This is a genomic window from Acidibrevibacterium fodinaquatile (genome assembly GCF_003352165.1).
Taxonomy (GTDB): domain Bacteria; phylum Pseudomonadota; class Alphaproteobacteria; order Acetobacterales; family Acetobacteraceae; genus Acidibrevibacterium; species Acidibrevibacterium fodinaquatile.
Genome location: NZ_CP029176.1, coordinates 1,630,141 through 1,651,621, shown reverse-complemented (window position 1 = coordinate 1,651,621; position 21,481 = coordinate 1,630,141). Strand labels below are relative to the sequence as shown.

The 21,481-nt window shown below is 66.8% G+C and carries 18 protein-coding genes and 1 tRNA gene; 18 read left to right on the top strand and 1 reads right to left on the bottom strand.

All coding sequences use genetic code 11. From position 1 onward, the window contains the following. The first annotated feature begins 86 nt into the window (after positions 1–86). From DEF76_RS07965 to DEF76_RS07925, 8 genes are all read left to right on the top strand, one after another. On the top strand, positions 87–1,211 hold the full coding sequence (locus DEF76_RS07965) for an AI-2E family transporter (RefSeq protein WP_114911878.1): 1,125 nt from the start codon (positions 87–89) through the stop codon (positions 1,209–1,211). Continuing rightward, positions 1,211–1,876: a P-loop NTPase family protein gene (locus DEF76_RS07960; RefSeq protein ID WP_114911877.1), complete on the top strand. Its 666-nt coding sequence runs from the start codon at positions 1,211–1,213 to the stop codon at positions 1,874–1,876. The genes DEF76_RS07965 and DEF76_RS07960 overlap by 1 nt, the downstream gene beginning before the upstream one ends. A gap of 58 nt (positions 1,877–1,934) precedes the next feature. Then, positions 1,935–4,148 (top strand): RNA degradosome polyphosphate kinase, encoded by a 2,214-nt coding sequence (locus DEF76_RS07955; protein ID WP_114911876.1) that lies wholly within the window; start codon positions 1,935–1,937, stop codon positions 4,146–4,148. A gap of 10 nt (positions 4,149–4,158) precedes the next feature. Beyond that, complete coding sequence (locus DEF76_RS07950) at positions 4,159–5,664, top strand: Ppx/GppA family phosphatase (protein WP_114911875.1); 1,506 nt, start codon at positions 4,159–4,161, stop codon at positions 5,662–5,664. Next, entirely contained in the window at positions 5,661–6,653 is a 993-nt protein-coding gene (locus DEF76_RS07945; protein WP_114911874.1) for a ketopantoate reductase family protein, read from the top strand. The genes DEF76_RS07950 and DEF76_RS07945 overlap by 4 nt, the downstream gene beginning before the upstream one ends. Positions 6,654–6,873: 220 nt before the next feature. After that, positions 6,874–8,103 carry an argininosuccinate synthase gene (locus tag DEF76_RS07935; RefSeq protein ID WP_114913743.1) on the top strand — a complete coding sequence of 410 codons (1,230 nt, stop codon included), beginning with the start codon at positions 6,874–6,876 and terminating at the stop codon, positions 8,101–8,103. Positions 8,104–8,244: 141 nt separating this feature from the next. Next, positions 8,245–8,595, top strand: a complete 351-nt coding sequence (locus DEF76_RS07930) for a CidA/LrgA family protein (RefSeq protein ID WP_114911873.1) — start codon at positions 8,245–8,247, stop codon at positions 8,593–8,595. Position 8,596: 1 nt separating this feature from the next. After that, positions 8,597–9,319: an LrgB family protein gene (locus tag DEF76_RS07925; protein WP_114911872.1), complete on the top strand. Its 723-nt coding sequence runs from the start codon at positions 8,597–8,599 to the stop codon at positions 9,317–9,319. A 113-nt stretch (positions 9,320–9,432) separates the two neighbouring features. Here DEF76_RS07925 and DEF76_RS07920 read toward each other — a convergent pair. Continuing rightward, a tRNA-Pro gene (locus DEF76_RS07920) sits at positions 9,433–9,509 on the bottom strand. Between the two features lie 141 nt (positions 9,510–9,650). Between DEF76_RS07920 and DEF76_RS07915 the strand changes: the two genes are divergently transcribed. The 10 genes from DEF76_RS07915 to DEF76_RS07870 all read left to right on the top strand — a co-directional run bounded on the left by DEF76_RS07915 (position 9,651) and on the right by DEF76_RS07870 (position 21,448). After that, entirely contained in the window at positions 9,651–10,049 is a 399-nt protein-coding gene (locus tag DEF76_RS07915; RefSeq protein ID WP_114911871.1) for a hypothetical protein, read from the top strand. A 123-nt stretch (positions 10,050–10,172) separates the two neighbouring features. Further along, positions 10,173–10,706, top strand: a complete 534-nt coding sequence (gene rimP, locus DEF76_RS07910; protein ID WP_114913742.1) for a ribosome maturation factor RimP — start codon at positions 10,173–10,175, stop codon at positions 10,704–10,706. A gap of 60 nt (positions 10,707–10,766) precedes the next feature. Next, complete coding sequence (gene nusA, locus DEF76_RS07905; RefSeq protein ID WP_114911870.1) at positions 10,767–12,305, top strand: transcription termination factor NusA; 1,539 nt, start codon at positions 10,767–10,769, stop codon at positions 12,303–12,305. 43 nt (positions 12,306–12,348) lie between these two features. Beyond that, positions 12,349–13,005: an RNA-binding protein gene (locus tag DEF76_RS07900; RefSeq protein ID WP_240319142.1), complete on the top strand. Its 657-nt coding sequence runs from the start codon at positions 12,349–12,351 to the stop codon at positions 13,003–13,005. Between the two features lie 129 nt (positions 13,006–13,134). Beyond that, complete coding sequence (gene infB, locus DEF76_RS07895) at positions 13,135–15,795, top strand: translation initiation factor IF-2 (protein ID WP_114911868.1); 2,661 nt, start codon at positions 13,135–13,137, stop codon at positions 15,793–15,795. After that, on the top strand, positions 15,792–16,166 hold the full coding sequence (gene rbfA, locus DEF76_RS07890) for a 30S ribosome-binding factor RbfA (protein WP_240319141.1): 375 nt from the start codon (positions 15,792–15,794) through the stop codon (positions 16,164–16,166). Before infB ends, rbfA begins: the two co-directional genes overlap by 4 nt. A gap of 20 nt (positions 16,167–16,186) precedes the next feature. Further along, positions 16,187–17,107 (top strand): tRNA pseudouridine(55) synthase TruB, encoded by a 921-nt coding sequence (gene truB / locus DEF76_RS07885; protein ID WP_114911866.1) that lies wholly within the window; start codon positions 16,187–16,189, stop codon positions 17,105–17,107. A gap of 24 nt (positions 17,108–17,131) precedes the next feature. Further along, a complete protein-coding gene (gene rpsO, locus DEF76_RS07880; protein WP_114911865.1) occupies positions 17,132–17,401 on the top strand; it encodes a 30S ribosomal protein S15 in 270 nt (89 codons plus the stop codon). A gap of 382 nt (positions 17,402–17,783) precedes the next feature. Beyond that, positions 17,784–19,940 carry a polyribonucleotide nucleotidyltransferase gene (gene pnp, locus DEF76_RS07875; RefSeq protein WP_114911864.1) on the top strand — a complete coding sequence of 719 codons (2,157 nt, stop codon included), beginning with the start codon at positions 17,784–17,786 and terminating at the stop codon, positions 19,938–19,940. A 95-nt stretch (positions 19,941–20,035) separates the two neighbouring features. Beyond that, a complete protein-coding gene (locus DEF76_RS07870) occupies positions 20,036–21,448 on the top strand; it encodes an NAD(P)H-dependent flavin oxidoreductase (protein WP_114911863.1) in 1,413 nt (470 codons plus the stop codon). The last annotated feature ends 33 nt before the right edge of the window (positions 21,449–21,481 follow it).

Genomic DNA, 21,481 nt, shown 5'->3' with positions numbered 1-21,481 from the left:
TTGTCGCTGAAGACACCGCATGCGCGGGCGGAGAGAACCACACGCGGCAGTGGCGCGCAACGCCGCGATCGGCGAAACTGCCGGGCATGGCAGACCAACCCGCATTGCTCCCGCCCGCCGCCACCAACTCGCCGGCGATACGCCGCCAGCGGCTCATTCTGCTCGCCGCCATCGTCATCGTCGCATGGCTCGCCTTGCAGCTTTTCGCGACCATCCTGCTGCCCTTCGTCGCCGCCGCAGGGGTCGCCTATTTTCTCGACCCGCTGGCATCAAGGCTGGTGCGTGCCGGCATGCCGCGCGGCTTGGCGGCGCTTCTTCTCGTGCTGCTGCTGCTCGCCGCCATTTTCCTGTTCCTACTGCTGCTTTATCCGCTGATTTTGGCGCAGCTTGGCCTCCTGATCACCCGGCTTCCGGCCTATGCCGGGATGGCGCGCGAGTCGGCGATGCAGGTGATGGCCAAATTGCAAGCCCGCCTCGGCGCCGATTTCGTCGATGCCCGGCTTCGTGAGCTGGTCGGCAGCCAAGCCGGCAACATGCTCTCCTTCCTCGCATCCGCTGCCTCCCGCCTGGTCGGCGGTGGCTTTGCGATTTTCAACGCGCTGTCGCTGCTGATCGTAACGCCGGTGGTCTCCTTTTACCTGCTGCGCGACTGGCCGCGCGTGATCGCCAAGCTCGATGACTGGCTGCCGCGCCGCTATGAGGCGCTGATCCGCGCCCAGGCGCGCGAGGTCAACCGCATCCTCTCGGCCTGGGTGCGCGGCCAGGCGCTCTGCTGCGCCGTGCTCGCGCTTTATTATGCGGTGACGCTGACCGTCGCCGGGCTCGATCTCGGGCTGATCGTCGGGCTCGCCTCGGGGATCCTGTCGTTCATTCCCTATGTCGGTTCGATCGTCGGGCTGCTGACGGCGCTCGGGCTCGCGCTCGCGCAATTCCCGACCTGGTTTGGCGTCGCCAAGGTCGCGGCGGTGTTTCTGCTCGGCCAGACCCTGGAGGGCTACGTGATCTATCCGCGGTTTCTCGGCGATCGGGTGGAATTGCCGGCGGTCTGGGTGATTTTCGCCCTCTTTGCCGGCGGTGCCGCGTTCGGCTTCGTTGGCATCCTGCTCGCGGTGCCGGTGACGGCGACGATCGGCGTGCTCGCGCGGTTTTGGCTCCGGCGCTACCTCGCAAGCCCGCTCTATCGTGATCCACCGCCGCCCGCCGCCGCCTGATGACGGCAACCCATATGCGCCAGCTCGCTTTGCCGTTCGCGCGCACACCCGATTATCGCGCCGACGATTTCATCGCCGCCGCCTCCAACGCCGAGGCTCGCGCCTGGCTCGCGCGCGCCGAGAGCTGGCCGGACGGGCGGCTTGCCCTCGTCGGGGCGGCGGGCTGCGGCAAGACCCATCTTCTGACACTCTGGGCTGGCCCGGGCGAGGTCGCGGCGGGGCCGTTTCTCCGCGACCTGCCGGTGTTTTCAGGGCCGCGCCTCGCCCTCGACGATGCCGATTCCTGCGCCGATGAAGCCGCCCTCCTCCATCTCCTCAATCATGCCCGCGAAAGCGGCGTCCGCCTGCTGCTCGCCGGGCGCACGCCGCCGGCGCGCTGGCGGGTGGCGCTTCCCGATCTCGCGAGCCGGCTGCGCGCGGTCACCACCGTCATGATCGGCGCCGCCGAGGATGATCTGCTCGCCGCCCTGCTCGCCCGCCTGTTCGCCGAGCGGCAATTGCGGGTGAGCGCGGCGGTGCAGGATTTTCTGCTGGCCCGCCTGCCGCGCACCCCAGCGGCGCTGCGCGAGGCGGCGGCGCGGCTCGACCGGCGGGCGCTGGCGCTCGGCGGGCGCATCACCCGCGCCCTCGCCGCCGAGGTCGCGGCCGAGATCGCGGAGGATTAGCGCGGGCGGCGCCGGCGCCGCTTTCCCCGCCGGCGTTTGTGCTCTAGCATGCCCAACGATGCCGGACACCAGCCCCGCCGACACGCTTGCCGCCGAGAGAGAGACGGTCGAGGCCACGCCGCCAGTGGTCTCGCTTGGGCCGGAGCGGTTCTTGAACCGCGAACTCTCCTGGCTCGACTTCAACCTTCGCGTCGTCGAAGAGGCGGAAAATCCCAACCACCCGCTGCTCGAACGGGTGCGGTTTCTCTCGATCAGCGCCTCCAATCTCGATGAATTCTATTCTGTCCGCGTCGCCGGGCTGATCGGCCAGGCCCGCGCCGGGATCGTCACCCCGTCCCCCGATGGCCGCACCCCGGCGCAGCAATTGGCCGAGATCAGGGCGCTTGCCGGGCGCGTGATGGCCGAGCAATTGCGTGTCTGGCACGATCTTCGCGCAGCCCTTAGCCGCGTCGGGCTCGATCTCCTCAGCGATCCCGCCTCTCTCGTGGGCGCGCTCAGTGTCGAGGACCGGCGCTGGCTCGATACCTGGTTCATGGAACGGATTTTCCCGGTGCTCTCGCCGCTCGCGATCGACCCCGCGCATCCGTTTCCGTTCATCCCCAATATGGGCCTGGTGATGGCGCTTCGCCTCGTGCGCGAGGCCGATGGGCATGGCATGCGCGCGCTCATCCCGCTGCCGGCGCAGATCGAGCGCTTCATCCGCCTGCCCCAGGCAGCGCCAGGCGAGGCGATCCGCTTCGTGATGCTCGATGATATCACGGTTTTGTTCATGGACCGGCTATTCCCCGGCTATCGCGTCGAGGGACTCGGGTTTTTTCGCGTCATTCGCGACACCGACGTCGAGTTCGAGGAAGAGGCCGAGGATCTGGTGCGCTCCTACGAGACGGCGCTGAAGCGTCGCCGGCGCGGGATTGCGATCCATCTCGCGGTCAATGCCGGGATGCCCGACGATCTCCGCGCCCTGGTCAGCGACGAACTCGATGTGCCGGCCGAGGAGGTGGTGGTGCAAGACGGGCTGCTCGGGCTTGCCGATCTTCGCCAGCTCATCGCCGAGGACCGCCCCGATCTTCTGTTCCCGCCGGTCGCGCCACGCTTTCCCGAGCGCATCCGCGATTTCGGCGGCGATTGCTTCGCCGCCATCCGCGCGAAAGACATCATCGTCCATCACCCGTTCGAGAGCTTCGATGTCGTCGTGCAGTTTCTCCGCCAGGCGGCGCTCGATCCGCATGTCGTTGCGATCAAGCAGACACTCTATCGCACCTCGCGCGACAGCCCGATCGTCAAGGCGCTGATCGAGGCGGCGGAGGCGGGGAAATCGGTCACGGCGCTGGTCGAACTCCGCGCCCGCTTCGACGAGGAGGCCAATATCCGCTTGGCGCGCACCCTGGAAGCGGCCGGCGTGCAGGTGGTGTATGGTTTCGTCGAGCTGAAAACCCATGCCAAGCTGTCGCTCGTCGTGCGCCGTGAGGGCAATGTGATGCGTTCCTATGCCCATTTCGGCACCGGCAATTACCACCCGATCACGGCGCGCATTTACACCGATCTCTCCTTCTTCACCTGTGACCCGCCGCTGACCCGCGACGCCGCCCGCCTCTTCAACTATCTCACCGGCTATGCCCGTCCGGCGCGGATGGAGGCGCTGGCTTTCAGCCCGTTGACGCTGCGCCCGGTTCTGCTCGAGCTGATCGAACGCGAGATTAGCTTCGCGCGCGCCGGCCGGCCGGCGGCGATCTGGCTCAAGATGAACGCCCTCGTCGATCAGCGTCTGATCGATGCGCTCTATGCGGCGTCGCAGGGCGGGGTCAAGGTGATGGCGGTGGTGCGCGGCATCTGCTGCCTGCGCCCGGGTGTTGCGGGACTTTCGGACAATATCCGGGTGAAATCGATCGTCGGGCGGTTTCTCGAACACAGCCGCATCTGCGTCTTTGGCAACGGCCACAAACTGCCGAGCCCGGCGGCGCGGGTCTATATCAGCAGCGCCGATTGGATGGAGCGCAACATGGATTGGCGCGTCGAAACCTTGGTGCCGATCCATAACCCGACTGTCCATGCCCAGGTGCTCGACCAGATCATGGTGATCAATCTCAAGGATTCGGTGCAATCGTGGGAACTCGCCGCCGATGGCGCTTGGCGGCGGGTGGCGCCGGGGCGAAAACCCGTCTCGGCGCATGACTATTTCACCACCAACCCCTCGCTTTCGGGACGCGGCTCAGCACTCCACGGCGCCGCGATGACGCCGCTCCGCCGCGCCCCACGCCTGACCGAGGATTGAGGCGGGCGGCATGCCGTTTTCCCCTCCCGCCGATGTGCCGCGCCTTGCGGTGGTCGATCTCGGCTCGAATTCCGTCCGCCTCGTGGTGTTCGAAGGCCGGGCGCGCAACCCACTCGCCATATTCAACGAAAAAGCGGTGCTCCGGCTCGGCCGCGGGCTGCAGGCGAGCGGAGCCTTGCACGAGGAAGGCATGGCGCAGGCGCTGCTCGTGCTGCGCCGCTATCACGCGATTGCCCGCGCCATGGGCGCCGCGCCGTTCGAAATTCTCGCGACCGCCGCGGTGCGGGATGCGACCAACGGGGGCGCGTTCGTCGAAGACATCCGCGCCCGCTTGCCCGAGGTGCCGATCCGCGTGCTTTCCGGCGCCGAGGAAGCGGCATTGTCCGCCGCCGGGGTGCTTTGCGGGATTCCCAATGCGGATGGCTTGCTTGCCGATATCGGCGGCGGCTCGCTCGAACTGGTGTCGCTGCGGGCGGGCGCGGTGGGGCCGGCCACGACGCTGAAACTCGGGGTGATCCGGCTCGCCGAGCGCGCGGGCGGCGAGCCGGCGCGGGCGCGCGCCATCGTCGAGACCGATATCGCCACCGTCCCCGATCTCGCCGAGGCCGGCGGGCGCGATCTCTATCTCGTCGGCGGCGCGTGGCGGGCGCTGGCACGCATCCACATCGCGCAGACCGGCTATCCGCTCAACATCGTCCATCATTACGCGATCGGACGCGAGGAGGCGCGCGATCTCGCCGCCCTGATCGGTGGCGCGAGCCGGCGCGTTTTGGAGCGTCTGCCGGGGGTTCCGCGCCGGCGGATCGACGATCTGCCGTTCGCCGCCGTGGTGCTTCGCCGTTTGCTCCGCGCAACCGGCGCGGCGCGCGTCGTGTTCAGCGCCAATGGCCTGCGCGAGGGCTGGTATCTCTCACAGATGCCACCAGAGATCCGCGCCGAAGAGCCGCTGCTCGCCGCGGCGCGCGAACAAGGCCGCCGCTTCGGGCGCGATCCCGGCCTGCCGCCGGCGTTATTCACCTGGACCGAGCCGCTTTTCGCCGACGATACCGCGCCCGAGCGGCTGCTCCGCGCCGCCGCCTGCTGGGTTTCCGACATCGGCAGCCACGACCATCCGGAATACCGGCCGGAGCAGGCGTTTCTGCGCATTCTCCGCCAACCCGGCGTCAGCATCGACCATCACGCCCGCGCCTATCTCGCGCTCGTCATCGCCATCCGCTACGAGGCCGACAGCGCCGCGCCCTTTCTGCTGCCGGCGCGGCAATTGCTCAGCCCAGCGGCGGCGGCGCGGGCGGAGCGGCTGGGCTTGGCACTCCGTCTCGCTTACACGCTTTCGGCCGGCACGCCCGATTTGCTGGCCGCGACCGCGCTCAGCGTCGCGGGCAGGCGGCTGGTGCTGCGTCTCGCGCGGGCAAGCGGCACGTTTGCCGGCGAGAGCGTGCTGCGCCGGCTCGAACGTCTCGCCGAAGCGCACACTTTGGTCGCGGCGGTGGAAAACCGGGATGGAGAGGTGACATGAAAATCTGCGTGTTCGGAGCTGGCGCGATCGGCGGCCATCTCGCGGTGCGGCTGGCACGCGCCGGGGCGGAAACCAGCGTCGTCGCACGCGGCGCGACCCTGGCTGCGATCCGCGAAAGCGGCCTGACCCTGGACGCGAAAGACGGCACCTTCACGGTACGGGTGCGCGCCGAGAGCGATCCCGCCGCCCTCGGGCCGCAGGATGTCGTGGTGATGGCGGTCAAGGCGCCTTCGCTCCCCGACGCCGCCCAAGCGATCGCGCCACTGCTCGGGCCGCAGACCGCCGTGGTCTTCGCCATGAACGGCATTCCGTGGTGGTATTTTCTGCGCGGGATCGATGGTGAACGCGCCGGCTCGGCGCTCTCCGGCGTCGATCCCGGCGGCGTGATCGCGCGCGCGATCGCGCCTGAGCGCGCGATCGGCGGCGTGATCTATTCCGCCTGCACCGTGCTTCGCCCTGGCCTCGTTGCCGTCGAGAACCGACAGAGCCGCCTCATTCTCGGCGAGCCCGACGGCGCGATCACGCCGCGCATCGAAGCGCTTGCCGCTCTCCTCGCCTCGCCTGGCCTCGCGGTCGAGGTGACGGCGCGGATCCGGGATGCGATCTGGTCGAAGCTTCTCCTCAACCTCACGTCCGGCCCGTTCAGCGTGCTCACCGGCCTTGCGCCCCGTGATCTCTACACCGATCCAGTGATCGCCGCGACCGGGCGCGCGATCCTCGCCGAAGGCCAGGCGATCGCCGCGGCGCTTGGCTGCACCGTTGAGATCGATGCCGAGGCGCAGGTCCGCCAATATCTCGGCATGAGCCACAAGCCGAGCATCCTTCAAGACCTCGAGCTTGGCCGAGCGATGGAGATCGACGCGCTGCTGATGGCGCCGCTCGATCTCGCGCGCCTCGCCGGCGTCGAAACCCCAGTTCTTGATTTGCTGGCGACGCTGGTGCGGCTCCGCGCCGAGGCTGCCGGGCTTTATCGGCGCGCTTTAGAGTAAAACGCAGAGCAAGACTCTTCTTTTTCTGAAGAAAAAGAAGCAAAAAGACTTTTTCTCCGGTTTCTCGGAGCGGCCAATGCCTCGGCGCGGGCAGTGCCTGCGGCACTGCCCAACGGGGAAAAGTTTTTTGGTTCTTTTTTTCAAAAAAGAACCTTCCTCCTTGTTCTCGGCACGCCGCATTGCCGCTATGAGGCGGCGGTGCGATCGCATGGAGGCGAAGATGGCGGCGAAAAGCGTGAAAAAAGTGGTGCTGGCTTATTCCGGCGGGCTCGATACCAGCGTCATTCTGCGCTGGCTGCAGGAGACCTATGGCTGTGAGGTCGTGACGTTCACCGCTGATCTCGGCCAGGGTGAGGAATTGGCGCCGGCGCGCCGCAAGGCCGAGATGTTCGGCGTAAAAGAGATTTTCGTCGAGGATCTCCGCGAAACCTTCGTCCGTGACTACGTTTTTCCGATGTTCCGGGCGAACGCGCTCTATGAGGGGCAGTATCTCCTCGGCACCTCGATCGCCCGCCCGCTGATTGCAGCGCGCCAGATCGAGATCGCCGAAGCGGTGGGGGCGGACGCCGTCGCCCACGGCGCGACCGGCAAGGGCAACGACCAAGTGCGCTTCGAACTCGCCTATTACGCCCTCAAACCCGATGTCACGGTGATCGCGCCGTGGCGGGAATGGTCGCTCACCTCGCGCGCGAAGCTGCTCGAGTTCGCAGAAGCGCATCAGATCCCGATTGCCAAGGACAAGCGCGGCGAAGCGCCGTTCTCGGTCGATGCCAATCTCCTGCACTCCTCGTCCGAGGGGAAAATCCTCGAAGACCCGGCGATCGAGCCGGACGAGATCGTCTATCAGCGGACCATCCGCCCCGAAGACGCACCTGACCGCGCGACCATCATCACCATTGATTTCGTCGCCGGCGACCCGGTCGCGATCGATGGCGAGGCGCTGTCGCCGGCGTCGCTTCTCACCCGGCTCAATGAGCTTGGGCGGGCGAACGGCATCGGCCGGCTCGATCTCGTCGAGAACCGCTTCGTCGGCATGAAATCGCGCGGCGTTTATGAAACCCCCGGCGGCACCATCCTGCTCGCCGCCCATCGCGGCATCGAGAGCATCACCCTTGATCGCGAGGCGGCGCATCTCAAGGACAGTTTGATGCCGCGCTATGCCGAGCTGATTTATAACGGTTTTTGGTTCAGCCCGGAGCGGCGAATGCTGCAGGCGCTGATCGATGAGAGCCAGAAATCGGTGAGCGGGCGGGTGCGGCTCAAGCTTTACAAGGGCAACGCGACGGTGATTGGCCGCGAGAGCGAAAACAGCCTCTATTCGATGCGTATGGTGACATTCGAGGACGACCAGGGCGCCTATAATCAGGCCGATGCGCAGGGCTTCATCAAGCTCAATGCGTTGCGCCTCCGCCTCGGCGCGGCGGCGGGACGGCGCGGCGGGGCGTTGTAAGCGCGACATGCGCGATCGCTGAGTGGTGGGCGCGCCGGGGTATAGACGAGGGTGAGAAAAAAGTTCTTTTTTGAAAAAAAGAACCAAAAAACGTTTATCCATGAGGCAGTGCCTGCGGCGCTGTCGTGAGGAGGCGGCGTGATGGTGCAGGGATTGACGGTTTTGTTGATCTGCCAATTCATCGGCGAAGTTCTCACGCGGGCACTCGCCCTGCCGGTGCCGGGGCCGGTGTTGGGGATGCTCCTCCTGCTCGTGGGTCTTGCGCTTCGTGGGCGAGCAGGCAAATCAGCGCCGGAGATAAAACGCGCGGCCGAGGGCCTGCTTTCGCATCTCGGTCTGCTATTCGTCCCGGCCGGGGTTGGGGTGATCACCGAACTCGATGTGCTCGGCGCCAACTGGCTCGCGGTGGTGCTGACCTTGTTCGGCTCGACCATGGCCGGGCTGATCGTTACCGGCGTGGTGATGCAGCGCCTTGCGCGACCGGACGCGTGAGATGCCGCATCTCTTTCATCTCTGGGTTTATCTGCGGACCTCGCCGCTGCTCGGCCTCACGGCGACACTCACGATCTACACGCTCGCCGTCGCGATTGCCCGGCGGCTGCGCTTTCACCCCCTCGCCAATCCGGTGCTGGTCGCAATTTTGCTGCTCGCGATGCTGCTCGAAGCAACGCATGTTCCCTACGCCGCTTATTTCCAGGGCGCGCAATATGTCCATTTTCTCCTTGGGCCGGCAACGGTCGCCCTCGCCGTGCCGATGTACGCCAATCTCCGCCGCATCCGCGCCGCCGCCGGCGCCATCCTGCCGGCGCTGATCGCGGGCTCGCTGGTCTCGGCAATCAGCGCGATCCTGATCGCGCGCCTCCTCGGCGCGCCGCGCCTCGTCGTGCTGTCACTCGCCCCGAAAAGCGTCACCACGCCGATCGCGATGGGCATCGCCGAACAGATCGGCGGCCAACCCTCGCTTGCCGCGGTGTTCGTCCTGCTCACCGGGCTCATCGCCAGCATCCTTGCGGTGCCGCTGCTGCGCCGCGTGGGAGTCAGCGACTGGCGGGCGATGGGGCTTGCCGCCGGCACCGCCGGCCACGGTCTGGCGACGGCGCAAATCCTCCTCCACTCCGAAACCGCCGGCGCCTTCGGCGGCCTTGCGATCGGGCTCAACGGTATCCTCACCGCGATCATCGTGCCCCCGCTCGCCGCCTGGCTCGGCCCGGCTTGAAGAACGAGGGCTTTGCGCTGAGCGCTAACGCAGTGCGATTAGATAGACATCAGGGCGGCGGGACGGGAGGAACAGCGGCACCGCCCCGGCCGCCAAGGTCAGGGTGCCGAAACTGGTCGGAGTGAGAGGATTCGAACCTCCGGCCCCTGCGTCCCGAACACAGTGCTCTACCAGGCTGAGCTACACTCCGGCCGTGGCGAGAGGCTATAGCGAAGCGCCGGCAGGGCCGCAAGCGGCGCTGATCCACCAGCGATTCTTACAGCGAGGGCGCGCGGCGGCGGCATGGCGCAAAAGCCCCGCGCGCCGCCTTTTTGTGTTGGATGGATGTGTTTTGGACGAGGATTGCCCGCATCATACCGGCCTTGAAGCCGGCTTCGGCGCGGTCTCCAAGCTTGGCATCGCATCCGGCGTGGCATTCGATGTCATGGCAGGAATCATCGGCCAGCAATCCTTCACCCAGATCGCAGTGAGCACGGGAATGGATGCCGCCCCGAGTTATGCTGGGGCCTCTGCTGCAGGGGGGCTCGCGGACCGCGCCGACGGGAATTCCGTGATGTTCGCCAATCTGGGATCGACCAACAGAACCTTCGACGCAGCGGATATCGCCAATATCCGGTCCCTTTACGGTTCGGCATCCAACCAAAGCACCCCGCCCGGCGGGTGGATCAGCACGCACGCCGCAGGGACGACGCCCGCGAACCCCGCGCATGGCGAACGTCTATTTCACTGACCCCGCCCCCGATCCCCTTGCGAAACCCGGCGAGGGGCGCTATGTGCGGGCCATACACATTCTCCGCGATGTTACGGGGGGTGGCCTTCGCGGGCCGCCTTTTTTGTTTTGGATGGATTTGTTTTGGACGAGGATCGCCCGCATCATACCGGCCTCGAAGCCAAGATCGCCGCGCGCATCACGCCGACGCTGGAAGCCCTCGACTATGAGCTGGTGCGCGTTGCGGTGACCGGGCGCGAGCGGCCGGTGGTGCAGATCATGGCCGACCGGGCCGATGGCGCGCGCTTTGGCATCGAAGATTGCGAGGCGCTGAGCCGCACGCTCGGCGCGGTGCTCGATGTCGAGGATCCGCTGCCCGGCGCCTGGACGCTCGAAGTCAGTTCGCCAGGGATCGACCGGCCGCTGACCCGCGCGAAGGACTGGAACCGCTTCGCCGGCCACCTCGCCCGCGTCGAGATGGTGGTGGCGCAGGAGGGGCGCAAGCGCTTCGTCGGCATCGTGCTTGGCGCCGATCGTGCGACGGCGCGCCTTCGCCTCGATGACGGCAGCGAAATCGCGCTGCCGCGCACTGAGATTCGCCGCGCCAAGCTGGTGCTGACGGAGGCGCTGCTCGCCGCCGATGCCGCCCCGCCGTTCAACGAAAAACCGCTCAACTGATCCCATCACAAGAAACCGCCCATGAACGCGTCCGAAACGTCAATCGAAAGGTCTCATGCCATGGATACCGCGATCGCCCGCCCGGAATTGCTATTGGTGGCCGACGCCGTCGCGCGCGAGAAATCGATCGAGCGCGACGAGGTGCTGGAGGCGATGGAACAAGCCATCCAGAAGGCCGGCCGCGCCAAATATGGCCATGAAAAGGATATTCGCGCCCGCATCGACAGGAAAACCGGCGAGGTCCATCTCTCGCGCTGGACCGAGGCGGTGGAGACGGTGGAGAACGAGGAGACCCAGATCCCGATCGCCATCGCGCGCAAGTTCAAGCCCGATATCCAGCTCGGCGAGCATCTCGTCGATCCGCTGCCACCGATCGATTTCGGCCGCATCGCGGCGCAAACCGCGAAACAGGTGATCGTGCAACGTGTGCGCGAATACGAGCGCAAGCGCCAATACGAGGAATATAAGGATCGCGTTGGCGAAATCATCAACGGCACCGTCAAGCGCACCGAATACGGCAATCTCATGGTCGATCTCGGCCGCGCCGAGGCGCTGCTGCGGCGCGACGAGCTGATCCCGCGCGAGAGTTTCCGGAATGGCGACCGCGTGCGCGCCTATATCTATGACGTGCGCGAGGAGCCGCGCGGGCCACAAATCTTTCTCTCGCGCACCCATCCCAATTTCCTCGCCAAGCTTTTCGCCCAGGAAGTGCCGGAGATCTATGACGGCATCATCGAGATCAAGGCGGTTGCGCGGGATCCTGGCTCGCGCGCGAAAATGGCGGTGATCTCGCGCGATTCCTCGATCGATCCGGTCGGCGCTTGCGTTGGCATGCGCGGCTCGCGCGTCCAGGCGGTGGTGCAGGAACTGCAAGGCGAGAAGATCGACATCATTCCCTGGAGCCCGCAGGCGGCGACCTTCGTCGTCAATGCGCTCGCCCCGGCGGAGGTGACCAAGGTGGTGATCGACGAGGAGGCCGGGCGCGTCGAGGTGGTGGTGCCCGACGACCAGCTCTCGCTCGCCATCGGCCGGCGCGGCCAGAATGTCCGCCTCGCGAGCCAGCTCACCCGCTGGGACATCGACATCCTCACCGAAGCCGAGGAAAGCGAGCGCCGGCAGGAGGAATTCCGCCGCCGCACCGGGCTTTTCGTCGAAGCGCTCGATGTCGATGACGTGATCGCTGGCCTGCTCGTCGCGGAAGGGTTCAACACCATCGAGGAGCTGGCTTTCTCGCCGCCCGAGGAGTTGGCCGAGATCGAGGGGTTCGATGAGGCCGTCGCCGCCGAGCTGATCCGCCGCGCCGAGGCATTCCTCGCCCGTCGCGACGCCGAACTCAACGAAAAGCGGGTCTCGCTTGGGGTCAGCGACGATGTCGCGGCGATCGCCGAACTGACCCCGGCGATGCTGGTCGCGCTCGGCGAAAAGGGCGTGAAGACGCTCGATGATCTCGCCGATCTCGCCGCTGACGAATTGCTCGAAATCGTCGGCAAAGGCGAGATGGACGACGAGACCGCCACCGCCTGGGCGAGCGCCATCATCATGACCGCGCGGGCGCATTGGTTCGCCGATGACGAAGAGAAGGAACAGAAAGACGCCTGAGCGCACACCTGATCCGCGGTCGCCGCACGACGCGCCCGAGGCGTTGCGCGCGGATGGCGCAGAGGACGATGCCGAGGACGATGCCGACGATGCGCGCGAGCGTGGGCCGCTGCGGCGGTGTTTGGTCACCCGCGTGCGCGCCGAGAAGGCGGCGATGATTCGCTTCGTCGTCGGACCGGAGGGCGCGATCGTCGCCGACCTCGCGCTCCGGCTGCCGGGGCGGGGAATGTGGTTGAGCGCCCGGCAGGATGTGTTAAAAGCTGCGGCGACGCGGGGAGTGTTCGCGCATGCGGCGAAGCGGCCGGTGAGCGTGCCTTCGGATCTCGCCGCTAATATCGCTGTCGGATTGCGAGCACGGATCGGCGAAACCCTCGGGCTCGCCCGGCGGGCTGGGCAAGCCGTCGCCGGTTTCGATAAAGCGCGGGAATGGCTGCTCTCCGGCCGCGCCGGTCTCGTCGTCGAAGCGCATGATGGCAGCGCCGAAGAACGGGCCCGGTTTCTCGCGGCGATGAAGCCGAGAGGCATGGTCGCGGTGGTCGATCCGCTCTCTGGCGCGGAATTGGGGCGCGTTTTCGCCCGTGAGCGGGTCGTGCATGTAGCACTCGTTGCGGGGCGGCTCGCGGCCATGATTGCCGCCGATACCGCGCGCCTCGCCGGAATCGAGGGCAGGGATGTGGCGTCATCGGGAGATGCGGCTTGAGGATTGAGCGCAAGCGGTCCATTGATGCGCGGCGGTGGCGCGAGGTCGCTTGGCGGGCGCCGGATAGGGCGCGAGGGCGTGACGCAGGAATGGGCGACAGATGGCAGGGCACGGGATACGGACGGGTCAATGACTGAAGGTAACGATCAGGACAGCGGCAAGGGGCGGCTTTCGCTGCGGCCGAGTGGGCGGCTCGAGGGCGGACGCACCGTCGATGCCGGCTCTGTGCGCCAGAGTTTCAGCCACGGCCGCTCGAAAGTGGTGCAGGTCGAAGTCCGCAAGAAGCGGAGCGCCGCCCCCGTGGCTAATCCGGCCGCCGCGCCGGCGCCCGCCGCGGGGAGCGGTTCCGGCCGCAGCGAACCGGCGAGCCGCGCCGCGAGCAGCGGCGTCGCCGGCAGCGGCCGGGCTTTGACCGCGGCTGAACTCGCCGCCCGTCAGCGCGCCCTCGTCGAACAGCAGCGCGAAGCGGCGCGGCGCGAAGCCGAACGCCGCGAGCAGGAAAAAATCTCCATTCTCTCCGCCGCCGAGGAAGCGCGTCGGCGCGAGGAAGAAGCGCGCCGGGCCGCCGAGGAGGAAGCGCGTCGCGCCGCCGAGGAGGAAGCCGCCCGCCGCGCCGCCGAGGCGGAGGCTGCCCGTCGCGCCGCCGCCCCATCCGCGCCGGCGGCCGCGCCGGCCGCCGCCACGAGTGGCGAGGAAGCCGCGCCACGCGCCGCGCCGCGCGCGCCGGCGGCGGCACCGGCGAGCAAGCCCGCGGCACCGACCGAGACCCTGCGTCTGCGTGGCGCGCGTGGCGAGGACGACGAGGATGCCCGCCCTGCCCGCCGTCCTGGCGGCGCCCCGCCGGCGCGCAAGCCGCAAGTGCCGGCGGTCAAGAAAACCGCCGAGGATCGCCGTCGCGGCAGCCGCATCGATGTCCAGGCGGCGCTCGAAGACGAGGATGAGCGCGTGCGCTCGCTTGCCTCCATGCGCCGCCAGCGCGACCGCGAGCGGCGTCAGGCGGAACTCGACCGGCTACGTTCGGACCAGGTGAAAGTTGTGCGCGACGTCGTATTGCCGGAAAGCATTTCGGTGCAGGAATTGGCCAACCGGATGGCGGCGCGGGCGCCGGAGGTGATCAAGACGCTGATGAAGCTCGGGGTGATGGCAACCATCACCCAGACCATCGACGCCGATACCGCCGAACTCGTGGTCCAGGAATTCGGGCACCGCGCCAAGCGGGTCTCTGACTCGGATGTCGAGATCGGTCTCGCCGGTGCCAGCGACGACGATGCGGCGATGATCAAGCGCCCGCCGGTCGTCACCGTCATGGGCCATGTCGATCACGGCAAGACCTCGCTCCTCGATGCGCTCCGCGCGACCGATGTCGCCGCCGGCGAAGCGGGGGGGATCACCCAGCATATCGGCGCCTATCAGGTGCGGCTTGGCTCGGGCGAGCGGATCACCTTCATCGACACGCCCGGGCACGAGGCGTTCACCGCGATGCGCGCGCGCGGCGCCAGTGTCACCGATATCGTCGTCCTGGTGGTCGCCGCCGATGACGGGGTGATGCCGCAGACCATCGAGGCGATCCGTCACGCGAAAGCCGCCGGCGCGCCGATCATCGTCGCCATCAACAAGATGGACAAGCCCGGCGCCAAGCCAGACCGGGTCAGGAACGATCTCCTCAGCCACGACATCGTGGTCGAGTCATTGGGCGGCGACACCCAGGAGGTCGAGGTCTCGGCGCTCAAGCGCACCGGCCTCGACAAGCTCGAGGAGGCCATTTTGCTGCAGGCCGAGATCCTCGATCTCCGTGCCAATCCTCAGCGCGCCGCCGAAGGCACGGTCATCGAAAGCCGGCTCGATCGCGGGCGCGGCCCGGTCGCGACCGTCCTCGTCCAGAAAGGCACGCTGCGGCAAGGCGATATCGTCGTCGCCGGGGCCGAATGGGGGCGGGTGCGGGCGATGCTCGATGATCGCGGTCAGCCGCTACGCGAGGCGCTGCCGTCCGCGCCGGTCGAGATTCTCGGTCTCGCCGGGGTGCCCGGGGCTGGCGAGCCGCTGGTCGCGGTCGAGAACGAAGCGCGGGCGCGCGAGATTTCCGAATTCCGCCAACGCAAAGCGCGCGAGCGGGTCAATGCCGGCGTTGCCGCCGGGCGCGGCACCCTCGATCAGATGCTGGCGCGCATCCAGGCCGGCGAGCAGAAAGAGGTCGCGGTCCTGATCAAGGCCGACGTCCAAGGCTCGGCGGAGGCGCTGGCGGTCACCGTCAGCAAGCTCGGCAGCGAGGAGGTCAAGGTTCGCGTCCTTCATGCCGGCGTCGGCCAGATCACCGAAAGCGATATTCAGCTCGCCAAGGCCTCGGAGGCGGTCGTCGTCGCCTTCAATGTCCGCGCGACCGCGCAGGCCCGCGAACTCGCGCAGCGGGATGGCGTCGATATCCGCTATTACAGCATCATCTATGAGGTCGCCGACGACGTCGAGAAGCTGGTGCGCGGCAAGACAGCGCCGAAAGCCCGCGAGAAATTCCTGGGCTACGCCGAAATCCGCAAGGTGTTTGATATCACCAAGGTCGGCAAGGTCGCCGGCTGCATGATCACCGAGGGCGTGGTCAAGCGGGGCGCCGGCGTGCGGCTGCTGCGCGATGGCGTCGTCATCCATCAGGGCGAATTGTCGCAGCTCAAGCGCTTCAAGGACGATGTCCGCGAGGTCGCGCGCGGCTATGAATGCGGCCTTTCTTTTGCCGGATTCAATGATCTTCGCGAAGGCGACATCGTCGAATGCTTCGAGACCGAGCTGGTCGCGGCATGAAGCGCGCCGGATCCAGCCCGCGGCAATTGCGGGTGGCGGAAGAGATCCGCCACGTGCTCGCGGCTCTCTTCGCGCGCGGCGAGTTTCGCGACCCCGAGCTCGCCGCCGCGCGGATCACCATCACCGAAGTGCGCATCACCCCTGATCTCAAAGCGGCGAGAGTGTTCTTCGCGCGCCTCGGCCGCGCCGACGGCGCCGCCCTGCTGCCGGCTCTGGCGCATGTCCAGCCTTTCCTGCGCGCCCAGGTTGCGAACGCCATGCGGCTCAAATTCGCGCCGAGGCTGCATTTCGAGGTCGATACCTCGCTCGATTACGCGGCGGAGATCAACGCTCTCCTCCACTCGCCCGCGGTGGCCCGCGATCTCGGCTGACAATGGTGAGGAAAGCAGGGATGCGTAAACGTCGCGGGCGGGCGCTCGATGGCTGGCTGGTGGTCGACAAGCCCGCCGGCATGACCAGCACCGATGTCGTCAACCGGGTTCGCCGCGCTTTCGCGGCGCAGAAGGCGGGGCATGGCGGCACTCTCGATCCGCTGGCGACCGGGCTCTTGCCGGTGGCGTTCGGCGCCGCGACCAAGACCGTGCCCTATGTGATGGACGGCACCAAGCTCTATCGTTTCACGCTCCGCTTCGGCGAGGCACGCGATACCGACGACGCCGATGGGCAGGTGATCGCAACCTCGGCGGTGCGGCCCGATGATGCGACGATCCGGGCGGCGCTGCCCGCGTTTCGTGGCGCCATCATGCAGGTGCCGCCGGTGTTTTCGGCGGTGAAGATCGCCGGCGAGCGTGCCTATGACATGGCCCGCGAGGGGCGCGCGCCGGATTTGCCGCCGCGCCCGGCGCGGGTTGACCGTTTCGAACTCATCGCCCGCCCCGATTCCGAAACGGCGGTGTTCGAGGTCGCGTCCGGCAAGGGCGTTTATATGCGGAGCCTGGCCCGCGATCTCGCGCTCGCCTGTGGCACCCTCGGCCATGTCGCGGCGCTGAGGCGCCTCTGCGTCGGGCCGTTCGACGAGACGATGGCGATTTCGCTGGACAAGCTCGCAGGAAGCGGCGATACGGAGCCCGCTTCTCCGGATCTCCTGCTTCCGGTCGCGACCGCGCTGGCCGACATCCCGGCGCTGGCCTTGACGGACGTGGAGACCAGCGGCCTTCAGAACGGCCAGGCGATCAGTCTGGTGACCCTGATGGGCCGTATTCCTGCCCAGGCCGACCCGCAAGGCGGGTTGGTGCGGGCGATGGCGGGGAAGCGCGTGATCGGGCTCTGCCGGCTGGAAGATGGCTGGCTCTGCCCCGAACGCCTGTTGTAACCCCTCATCTGGAGAGAAATCCTGATGTCGATTACGCCCGAGCGCCGCACGGCGCTGGTTTCCGAATATGCGACCCATCCCGGCGATACCGGCAGCCCGGAAGTTCAGGTGGCGCTGCTGTCCGAGCGGATCAGCAATCTCACCGAACATCTCAAAACCCACGCCAAGGATTTTCACAGCCGGCGCGGGCTTTTGATGCTGGTCGGCCAGCGCCGTGGCCTGCTCGATTACCTCAAGCGCAAGAACGTGCAACGCTATGAGGGGCTGATTCGCCGGCTCAACCTCCGCCGCTGAGGCGCGTGGTGGCGATGTCGCGAAACAGCGAGAGGGTCATGATAGTATGGTGTTGCCGGTGACTTCTCTTATATAGCGGTCATCGGTGCCGACTCCGCGCCATGGGGGTGCGGAGCAATGGGCCGGGAGAACCCCGGCCGCCGCGATCGCGGTGGAATTCCGGTGGATTGATCGACGCACCCCGGGTGCGAACCGGGATGTAGGTTCGAAGCGGCGCCTCCGGCCGCGTGGCTCGCGGCTCTCCAGGGATCTTTGCCCGCACCTTGTTCCCTGCGAAGAGTCCGCCCCATGCGACCCGAGACGCCGGCCTGCATCTTAGGTTGGGATCTTTCGCCGGCCTCCTCGCCGCGTCGCGCCTTGGTTTTGAAGGACGACGAAAACAATGTTCAAGCATTTCCGCAAGGAGATTTCCTGGGGTGGACGTCCCCTGGTGCTGGAGACCGGCAAGATCGCGCGCCAGGCCGATGGCGCGGTGATGGCACGCTATGGCGACACGATCGTGCTCTGCACCGTGGTCGGCGCCAAATCGGCGCGGCCGGGGCAGGATTTCTTTCCCCTGACCGTCAATTATCAGGAGAAATCCTTCGCCGCTGGGCGCATCCCGGGCGGGCATTTCAAGCGCGAAGGCCGCCCCTCCGAGCGCGAGACCCTGACCAGCCGCCTCATCGACCGCCCGATCCGGCCGCTATTTCCCGAGGGGTTCAGGAACGAGGTTCAGGTGATCGCGACCGTCCTCAGCCATGATCTCGAGAACGATCCCGATATCGTCGCCATGGTCGGCTGCTCGGCGGCGCTGACACTCTCGGGGATTCCGTTTTTCGGCCCCGTCGGGGCGGCGCGGGTCGGCTATGCCGATGGCCAATACCTGCTCAACCCGACGCTCGCCGAGCGCGAGACTTCGGTCCTCGATCTCATCGTCGCCGGCACCGCCGAAGGGGTGCTGATGGTCGAGAGCGAGGCGCATGAATTGTCCGAAGAAATCATGCTCGGCGCGGTCACGTTCGGCCACGCCGCGTTCCAGCCGGTGATCGCGGCGATCATCGAGCTTGCCGAACAGGCGGCGCGTGAGCCCTGGGAACTGCCGGCGGCCGATGAAGGGGCGCGCGCGCTCGCCGCTCGCATCGATGCGCTGGCCCGCGCGCCGCTCACCGAGGCCTATCAGGAAAAGATCAAACAGGCGCGTCAGGACAAGGTCGCGGCGGTGAAGAAATCCGTGCTCGCGACCCTCGAGGCCGAAGAGAGCGGGGTCGATCCCGAGCGCGTCAAGGCGTTGTTCAAGGATCTCGAGGCCGATATCGTGCGCAACGCCGTGCTCGATACCGGCATTCGCATCGATGGCCGCGACACCAAGACCGTCCGCCCGATCGTCGCCGAGGTCGGGGTTCTGCCACGCGCCCATGGCAGCGCGCTCTTCACCCGCGGCGAAACCCAGGCTCTCTGCGTTGCAACGCTCGGCACCGGCCAGGACGAGCAGTTCATCGACGCTTTGGAAGGGGATTATCGCGAGCATTTCCTGCTCCATTACAATTTCCCGCCCTATTCGGTCGGCGAGACCGGGCGCATGGGGAGCCCCGGGCGGCGCGAAGTCGGCCATGGCAAGCTCGCCTGGCGCGCGATCCATCCCCTGCTCCCGGCCAAGGACAAATTTCCCTACACCTTGCGCGTGGTGAGCGAAATCACCGAAAGCAACGGCAGCTCCTCGATGGCGACGGTGTGCGGCAGCTCGCTCGCGCTGATGGATGCCGGCGTGCCGCTCGCCCGGCCGGTCGCCGGGATCGCCATGGGGCTGATCAAAGAGGCGCATAAATTCGCGGTTCTTTCTGATATCCTCGGCGACGAGGATCATCTCGGCGACATGGATTTCAAGGTCGCCGGCACGGAACAGGGCGTCACCAGCCTGCAAATGGACCTCAAGATCGCCTCGATCACGCCCGAGATCATGCGCATAGCCCTCGATCAGGCGCGCGAGGGCCGGATGCATATTCTCGGCGAGATGGCCAAAGCGATTGCCGGGGCGCGCCACGATGTCGCGGCGAACGCGCCGCGCATTACCGTGATCAACGTGCCGAAGGAAAAAATTCGCGAGGTGATCGGCACCGGCGGCAAGGTGATCCGCGAGATCGTCGAGCAGACCGGCACCAAGATCGATATCGAGGATGACGGCACGATCAAGATCGCGGCGACCGACCCGGCGCAAGCGCAGGCGGCGATCGATTGGATCCGCGGCATCGTCGCCGAACCCGAACTCGGGGTGATCTATACCGGCAAGGTGGTCAAGATCGCCGATTTCGGTGCGTTCGTGAACTTTCTCGGCTCGCGCGACGGGCTCGTCCATATCAGCGAGCTTTCCACCGGGCGGGTCGCCAAGACGGGCGACGTCGTCAATGTCGGCGACGCGGTGAAGGTCAAGGTGATTGGCTTTGACGAGCGCGGCAAGGTCAAGCTCTCGATGCGGGTCGTCGACCAGGTAACGGGCGAGGATATCACCGACAAGGTCGGCCCCAAGGGGGGGCGGCGCGAGCGGGCGGACGGCGAATAGGCCGGGGCGCGCGTTTTTCTTGCCCGGGACGAAAATCCCGGGCAGAACCCCGCCAGCGGCGCGTGCGGCAGAGGAGACGGAGAGGCCGGACGATCATGACAGCGATCAATGCGATAAGGATGGGCGGGGTCGAAGTGCTGCCCTTGGTCGAGGGCGGCAAAGGCATTTCGGTGTCCAACGGCAAAACCTCGGGCCATTGGGCGGCGAGCGGCGGCGTCGGCACGTTCAGCGCCGTCAACGCCGACGCGCACGATGCGAGCGGCGCGCCGATTCTCGAGGTTTATCGTGGCCGCACCCGGCGCGAGCGGCACGAGGAGCTGGTCGATTTCGCGATCCGTGGCGGCATCCATCAGGCGCGCGAGGCGCATGAGCTGGCCGGCGGCGCCGGGCGCATCCACGCCAATATCCTCTGGGAGATGGCCGGCGCAGAACGGGTCATCACCGGGGTGCTGGAGGGCGCGCGCGGGCTGATCAACGGCATCACCTGCGGCGCCGGCATGCCCTATCGCCTGTCCGACATCGCCGCCCGGTTCGGCGTCTATTACTACCCGATCGTCTCTTCGGCGCGGGCCTTCAATGCCCTTTGGCGGCGCGCCTACAGCAAGGCCGCGGAGTTGCTCGGCGGCGTCGTCTATGAAGACCCGTGGCGAGCCGGCGGCCATAACGGGCTCTCCAACAGCGAGGACCCGACCCGGCCGGAGGATCCCTACCCTCGGGTCGTCGCCTTGCGCAAGCTGCTGCGGAGTTTCGGCCTGGGCGAGACGCCGATCATCATGGCCGGCGGCGTCTGGTGGCTCGATGAATGGCGGGACTGGATCGATAATCCCGAACTCGGTCCGATTGCGTTTCAGTTCGGCACGCGTCCGATGCTGACGCGCGAAAGCCCGATCAGCGATGCGTGGAAGAAGAAATTGCTGACGCTGGCCGAGGGCGACGTTTTTCTCAACCACTTCAGCCCGACCGGCTTTTACTCCAGCGCCGTCAATAACGCCTTCATTCGCGAATTACGCGAACGCAACGAGCGTCAGGTCGCCTACACCACCGAGCCGGTGGGCGAGCATGTCGCGGAATACGGCGTCGGGCCGCGCCGGCGCAGTGTCTATCTCACCCCCCCCGATCTCGCCCGCGCCCATGAATGGGAGCGCGAGGGGTTCACCGAAGCGTTGCGCACGCCCGACAATACGCTGATTTTCGTCGCCCCGGAAAAGGCCCGCGAAATCACCGCCGATCAGATCGCCTGCATGGGGTGCTTGAGCCAGTGCCGGTTTTCCAACTGGAGCGAGCACGAGCCCGATTACAGCACCGGCAAAAAGGCCGACCCGCGCAGCTTCTGCATCCAAAAGACGCTGCAAGCCATCGCCCATGATCGCGACGATCCGAACTCGGTCGAAAACAACCTGATGTTCAGCGGCCATAACGGCTTCCGCTTCGCGACCGACCCGTTCTATTCGAACGGCTTTATCCCGACGGTGAAGGAACTGGTCGCGCGGATTCTGACGGGGCGCTAAAAAAGAACGAAGTCAAGCGCTTCTTTTTTTATA

Excerpts from the sequence above, each read along its gene's own strand:
- infB (WP_114911868.1), top strand. The coding sequence starts at position 13,135 with ATGACTGAAGGTAACGATCAGGACAGCGGCAAGGGGCGGCTTTCGCTG.
- DEF76_RS07925 (WP_114911872.1), top strand. The coding sequence starts at position 8,597 with ATGCCGCATCTCTTTCATCTCTGGGTTTATCTGCGGACCTCGCCGCTG.
- rpsO (WP_114911865.1), top strand. The coding sequence starts at position 17,132 with ATGTCGATTACGCCCGAGCGCCGCACGGCGCTGGTTTCCGAATATGCG.
- DEF76_RS07930 (WP_114911873.1), top strand. The coding sequence starts at position 8,245 with ATGGTGCAGGGATTGACGGTTTTGTTGATCTGCCAATTCATCGGCGAA.
- nusA (WP_114911870.1), top strand. The coding sequence starts at position 10,767 with ATGGATACCGCGATCGCCCGCCCGGAATTGCTATTGGTGGCCGACGCC.
- rbfA (WP_240319141.1), top strand. The coding sequence starts at position 15,792 with ATGAAGCGCGCCGGATCCAGCCCGCGGCAATTGCGGGTGGCGGAAGAG.
- truB (WP_114911866.1), top strand. The coding sequence starts at position 16,187 with ATGCGTAAACGTCGCGGGCGGGCGCTCGATGGCTGGCTGGTGGTCGAC.
- DEF76_RS07965 (WP_114911878.1), top strand. The coding sequence starts at position 87 with ATGGCAGACCAACCCGCATTGCTCCCGCCCGCCGCCACCAACTCGCCG.
- DEF76_RS07870 (WP_114911863.1), top strand. The coding sequence starts at position 20,036 with ATGACAGCGATCAATGCGATAAGGATGGGCGGGGTCGAAGTGCTGCCC.
- DEF76_RS07960 (WP_114911877.1), top strand. The coding sequence starts at position 1,211 with ATGACGGCAACCCATATGCGCCAGCTCGCTTTGCCGTTCGCGCGCACA.
- DEF76_RS07945 (WP_114911874.1), top strand. The coding sequence starts at position 5,661 with ATGAAAATCTGCGTGTTCGGAGCTGGCGCGATCGGCGGCCATCTCGCG.
- DEF76_RS07950 (WP_114911875.1), top strand. The coding sequence starts at position 4,159 with ATGCCGTTTTCCCCTCCCGCCGATGTGCCGCGCCTTGCGGTGGTCGAT.
- DEF76_RS07955 (WP_114911876.1), top strand. The coding sequence starts at position 1,935 with ATGCCGGACACCAGCCCCGCCGACACGCTTGCCGCCGAGAGAGAGACG.
- pnp (WP_114911864.1), top strand. The coding sequence starts at position 17,784 with ATGTTCAAGCATTTCCGCAAGGAGATTTCCTGGGGTGGACGTCCCCTG.
- DEF76_RS07935 (WP_114913743.1), top strand. The coding sequence starts at position 6,874 with ATGGCGGCGAAAAGCGTGAAAAAAGTGGTGCTGGCTTATTCCGGCGGG.